General features: G+C 51.3%; 2 rRNA genes. Both read right to left on the bottom strand.

The annotated features are described in order from the left end of the window. A 5S ribosomal RNA gene (rrf, locus tag B4U49_RS00915) occupies positions 1-115 on the bottom strand; the annotation flags it as partial. A 212-nt stretch (positions 116-327) separates the two neighbouring features. Further along, positions 328-3,210, bottom strand: a 23S ribosomal RNA gene (locus tag B4U49_RS00920). Positions 3,211-3,383 lie beyond the last annotated feature (173 nt).

A 3,383-nucleotide genomic window follows, 5' to 3' on the forward strand; every position in this document is an offset into this window, starting at 1 on the left:
CCTGACGATGACCTACTCTCACATGGCGAAACACCACACTACCATCGGCGATACTGCGTTTCACTTCTGAGTTCGGCAAGGGATCAGGTGGTTCCACAGTTCTATGGTCGTCAGGCAAACTGGCTTGGGTTGGCTTGGTCTTATGAGCTCTGCTCTGCGCTGCCGTTTGACTGTCCGTTTGCCACTGCTTCCGCAGTTAACAGTCAACCCAAATAAGTCGGTAAAACATTCTGTAGTAATACACCGCAAGAACTGTATGTCTCTTCTCGCGCACAATCCCCTGATCGTTTGATCGATCAGTAAATCGTTAGTAACCATCTCTGTTGTATGGTCAAGCCGCACGGGCAATTAGTACTGGTTAGCTCAACGCCTCACAACGCTTCCACACCCAGCCTATCAACGTGGTAGTCTTCCACGGCCCTTTAGGACTCTCAAGGAGTCAGGGAAATCTAATCTTGAAGGAGGCTTCCCGCTTAGATGCTTTCAGCGGTTATCCCGTCCGAACATAGCTACCGGGCAATGCCACTGGCGTGACAACCCGAACACCAGAGGTTCGTTCACTCCGGTCCTCTCGTACTAGGAGCAACTCTTCTCAAATTTCCAACGCCCACGGCAGATAGGGACCGAACTGTCTCACGACGTTCTAAACCCAGCTCGCGTACCACTTTAAATGGCGAACAGCCATACCCTTGGGACCGGCTTCAGCCCCAGGATGTGATGAGCCGACATCGAGGTGCCAAACACCGCCGTCGATGTGAACTCTTGGGCGGTATCAGCCTGTTATCCCCGGAGTACCTTTTATCCGTTGAGCGATGGCCCTTCCATACAGAACCACCGGATCACTATGACCTACTTTCGTACCTGCTCGTCATGTCTGACTCGCAGTCAAGCGCACTTATACCATTATGCTCATTGCATGATTTCCGACCATGCTGAGTGCACCTTCGTACTCCTCCGTTACTCTTTGGGAGGAGACCGCCCCAGTCAAACTACCCACCATACACTGTCCTCGATCCGGATAACGGACCAGAGTTAGAACCTCAAACATACCAGGGTGGTATTTCAAGGATGGCTCCACTGCAACTAGCGTCACAGTTTCAAAGCCTCCCACCTATCCTACACAAGTAGGCTCAAAGTTCAGTGCAAAGCTGTAGTAAAGGTTCACGGGGTCTTTCCGTCTAGCCGCGGGTACACTGCATCTTAACAGCGATTTCAATTTCACTGAGTCTCTGGTGGAGACAGCGTGGCCATCGTTACGCCATTCGTGCAGGTCGGAACTTACCCGACAAGGAATTTCGCTACCTTAGGACCGTTATAGTTACGGCCGCCGTTTACCGGGGCTTCGATCAAGAGCTTCGCCGAAGCTAACCCCATCAATTAACCTTCCGGCACCGGGCAGGCGTCACACCCTATACGTCCACTTACGTGTTTGCAGAGTGCTATGTTTTTAATAAACAGTCGCAGCCACCTGGTCACTTCGACCGGCCTCAGCTTAGGGAGCAAGTCCCATCACCAAAACCGGCGTACCTTCTCCCGAAGTTACGGTACCATTTTGCCTAGTTCCTTCACCAGAGTTCTCTCAAGCGCCTTGGTATTCTCTACCTGACCACCTGTGTCGGTTTAGAGTACGGTTCGCAATTGCCTGAAGCTTAGAAGTTTTTCCTGGAAGCATGGCATCAACCACTTCACTTACCGAAGTAAGCTTCGTCATCAGCTCTCGGCCTTAGGGACCCGGATTTGCCTAAGTCCCCAGCCTACTACCTTAAACACGGACAACCAATCGCCGTGCTGGCCTAGCCTTCTCCGTCACTCCATCGCAGCAATTGCAAGTACAGGAATATTAACCTGTTTCCCATCGACTACGGCTTTCGCCCTCGCCTTAGGGGCCGACTAACCCTGTCCCGATTAGCGTTGGACAGGAACCCTTGGTCTTCCGGCGGGGAGGTTTTTCACCCCCCTTGTCGTTACTCATGTCAGCATTCGCACTTGTGATACCTCCAGCAGACCTCACAGTCCACCTTCAGCGGCTTACACAACGCTCCTCTACCATGCTCAAAAGAGCATCCGCAGCTTCGGTTATCAGTTTGAGCCCCGGTATATCTTCCGCGCGGGCCGACTCGACTAGTGAGCTATTACGCTTTCTTTAAAAGATGGCTGCTTCTAAGCCAACTTCCTAGCTGTCTGGGCCTTCCCACATCGTTTCCCACTTAACTGATATTTGGGACCTTAGCTGGCGGTCTGGGTTGTTTCCCTTTTCACGACGGACGTTAGCACCCGCCGTGTGTCTCCCGCGATTGCACTCCACGGTATTCGGAGTTTGCATGGGGTTGGTAAGTCGGGATGACCCCCTAGCCCAAACAGTGCTCTACCCCCGTGGGTGAGACGCGAGGCGCTACCTAAATAGCTTTCGAGGAGAACCAGCTATCTCCCGGCTTGATTAGCCTTTCACTCCGATCCACAGGTCATCCCCTAATTTTTCAACATTAGTGGGTTCGGTCCTCCAATTGATGTTACTCAATCTTCAACCTGCCCATGGATAGATCGCCGGGTTTCGGGTCTATTGCCTGCAACTGAACGCCCTATTAAGACTCGATTTCTCTACGGCTCCCCTATGCGGTTAACCTTGCTACAGACAATAAGTCGCTGACCCATTATACAAAAGGTACGCAGTCACCCCGAAGGGCTCCTACTGCTTGTACGTATACGGTTTCAGGTTCTATTTCACTCCCCTCTCCGGGGTTCTTTTCGCCTTTCCCTCACGGTACTGGTTCACTATCGGTCAGCTGGGAGTATTTAGCCTTGGAGGATGGTCCCCCCATGTTCAGTCAAGATAACACGTGTCCCGACCTACTCGATTTCACTAAATGTGCCTTTTCGTGTACGGGGCTATCACCCTGTATCGCGGAACTTTCCAGATCCTTCCACTAAGACATAAATAGCTTAAGGGCTAATCCCCTTTCGCTCGCCGCTACTCAGGGAATCTCGGTTGATTTCTTTTCCTCCGGGTACTTAGATGTTTCAGTTCCCCGGGTTCGCCTCCCTAACCTATGTATTCAGTTAGGGATACCTGTAAAACAGGTGGGTTTCCCCATTCGGACATCCTAGGATCAAAGCTTGTGTGCCAGCTCCCCTAGACTTTTCGCAGGCTCCTACGTCCTTCATCGCCTCCAGCTGCCAAGGCATCCACCGTATACGCTTAGTCGCTTGACCATACAACACAAACGACTACTAACGACTTTGTATTCAAACGCCGATAAACGTTTGAACACCGGATTGTGTGCTTGAGAGACACACATTTCTATTGAGTTGAGTACGTGAATACTCAACCTCGCCTTGCAGTGTATTACTACAAAATGTTTCACCTTGTTAAAGAGCATCTGATG

Origin of the sequence: Microbulbifer mangrovi (assembly GCF_002009015.1) — a bacterium.
Taxonomy (GTDB): domain Bacteria; phylum Pseudomonadota; class Gammaproteobacteria; order Pseudomonadales; family Cellvibrionaceae; genus Microbulbifer; species Microbulbifer mangrovi.